Raw genomic sequence first — 1,953 nt, 5'->3', positions numbered from 1 at the left:
GATAAAATTGTTTTGGTTGAACTTAATGATATTTCAAAAAAAGAGTGATTTTCAATTAATATAAAAAAATAAAAAGAGTGATAATTTAGTCATCTGCTAAATTATCGAAGTATCCTTGGATGAACACGACTGGTGTTCCTTTATCACCGGAACCGCTTGTCAGGTCACACAGTGAACCGATAAGGTCTGTGAGTCTTCTAGGTGTGGTTCCTTCGGTAATCATCTGTCCGGTCAGGTCTTTGTCTTTATGTTTGATTTCTTCTTTTATAGCTTCTTTAAGCTCGTCGCCTTTAAGGTCTGCGAATTTGTTGTCGGATACGTATTTAAGTTTGATTTCGTTTGGTGTTCCGATTAGACCTTCGGTGTGTGCAGGTGACACTACCGGATCAGCAAGTTCCCAGATTTTTCCAACAGGATCTTTGAATGCGCCGTCACCGTAAACCATTACTTCAATTTGTTTGCCTGTAAGGTCAATAAGTCTTTTTTGGACTTCATGGACTACTGCATCTCCTGTTTTAGGGAAGAGTTTCAAGGTCTCTTCGGTAGCTTTATTGGATCCTAAAAGTCCATAGTCAGGGTTGCAGCCTGAATCGTTAATAGGTTCGGTCATTACTTGGTGCATTCCGTAAACGTTAGCGCCCATTGACTTGAGCAGTTTTGTAGTTTTTTCTCTTGTGTGAATGTCACAGCTTAAAACGTCGTTTGTATAGTCGAGGATTGTTTTCACGTCATTTGAAAATACGAATTCTACTTCACAGTCTTCACTTTGGATAAGTTCACGGTAAAAGTCAATCATGTTAATTCCGGTGAATGGATGAATCCATGATCCGAAGGTTTCGTTGTATTCGTCTTCTGAAATTACGCTTCCAAGATGGTATTCGCTTTTTTCTAATGTTTCTTCATCCAAAATTCCGTTTCCAACTTCATCAGCAGGGAATGATGTTAAAAGAGTGATTTTGTCCATTCCTCTTGCAATACCTTTAAGAACAATTGAAAATCTGTTTCTGCTTAGGATAGGGTTTGTAACCCCGATTTTTTTGGATGGGAATTTTTTCTGCAAATCCTCTGCAATGTCATCTACACTTACGTAATTTCCTTCTGAAATTCCAACGACCGCTTCTGTTATTGCAACAATGTCTTTGTCTTTAAATTCGAATCCTTCACTTTCTTTTGCATTCATCAATGAATCTACAACTATGGTGGCTAAATCATCGTTTCTCTTAATAATTGGTGTTCTTATACCACGTACAACAGTACCAACACTTCTCATTTTTTAACTCCTATAAGTCGGATTTTCATAACCCATATGATTTATATTGCTTAAATTATTTATATGTTAAGTTTCATCTGATTTTTTTTGAATGTTGTCGCAAATCTGATTGGGGGGGGGGTGGTTTGTTGGAATGGTTGTATTTTTAGGAGATTCCGTATATATGCTGCAGCCTACATTTTTAAATTTTTATAGTGCTTCTATGTAAATTGAATTTTGTGCAATGAATTTCGATGATGGCTACATCGGATTTCAAGAATTAGCCAATGGCAAAAAGGTTATTATCTTTTCCATTTGGGATCCCATTCCTCATGGTGATAATCCCCATGATGTGCCGGAAAACGAAAGAACTCAACTTGTTGAGCTCGGTAAAAACACTAGAGCAGGTCGCTTCGGTGGTGAAGGTACAGGTGGTCAAAGTTTTATCGACTATGATTGGAAATTAGGTGAAAAAATGCAGTTTTTTGTATGCCTAAAAAAGAAAGGTAATTTCAAAACAATCGCCGGATATTTCTATAACAATCATACAAAGTCTTTTGAACTTATCTCTAAATGGCGAACCCACTCATCGCAAAAAGAATTATCTTTCGCTGTCGGCTTTATTGAAGATTTCCTCCGTAATTACAAGTCTACTCAATTCGAGCGTACAGCTCTATTCGGGCCATGTTTTGCTTTTAAGGATG

At 37.2% G+C, this 1,953-nt stretch carries 2 protein-coding genes; one reads left to right on the top strand and one right to left on the bottom strand.

The window, feature by feature from the left end; all coding sequences use genetic code 11:
• Nucleotides 1-85 precede the first annotated feature (85 nt).
• Nucleotides 86-1,270: a coenzyme F420-0:L-glutamate ligase gene (locus tag ACKI2P_RS03375; protein ID WP_407375008.1), complete on the bottom strand. Its 1,185-nt coding sequence runs from the start codon at nucleotides 1,268-1,270 to the stop codon at nucleotides 86-88.
• 223 nt (nucleotides 1,271-1,493) lie between these two features.
• On the opposite strand from ACKI2P_RS03375, the gene ACKI2P_RS03370 reads away from it, so the two are divergent.
• Nucleotides 1,494-1,953, top strand: a 460-nt coding sequence (locus ACKI2P_RS03370; RefSeq protein ID WP_407375006.1) for a DUF3472 domain-containing protein, incomplete at its 3' end; no start/stop codon positions are given.

It is taken from the genome of Methanobrevibacter sp. (assembly GCF_045541095.1).
Lineage (GTDB): Archaea > Methanobacteriota > Methanobacteria > Methanobacteriales > Methanobacteriaceae > Methanocatella.
The sequence above is the reverse complement of the archived record's forward strand: the minus strand, read 5'-3'. Positions and strand labels throughout refer to the sequence as shown.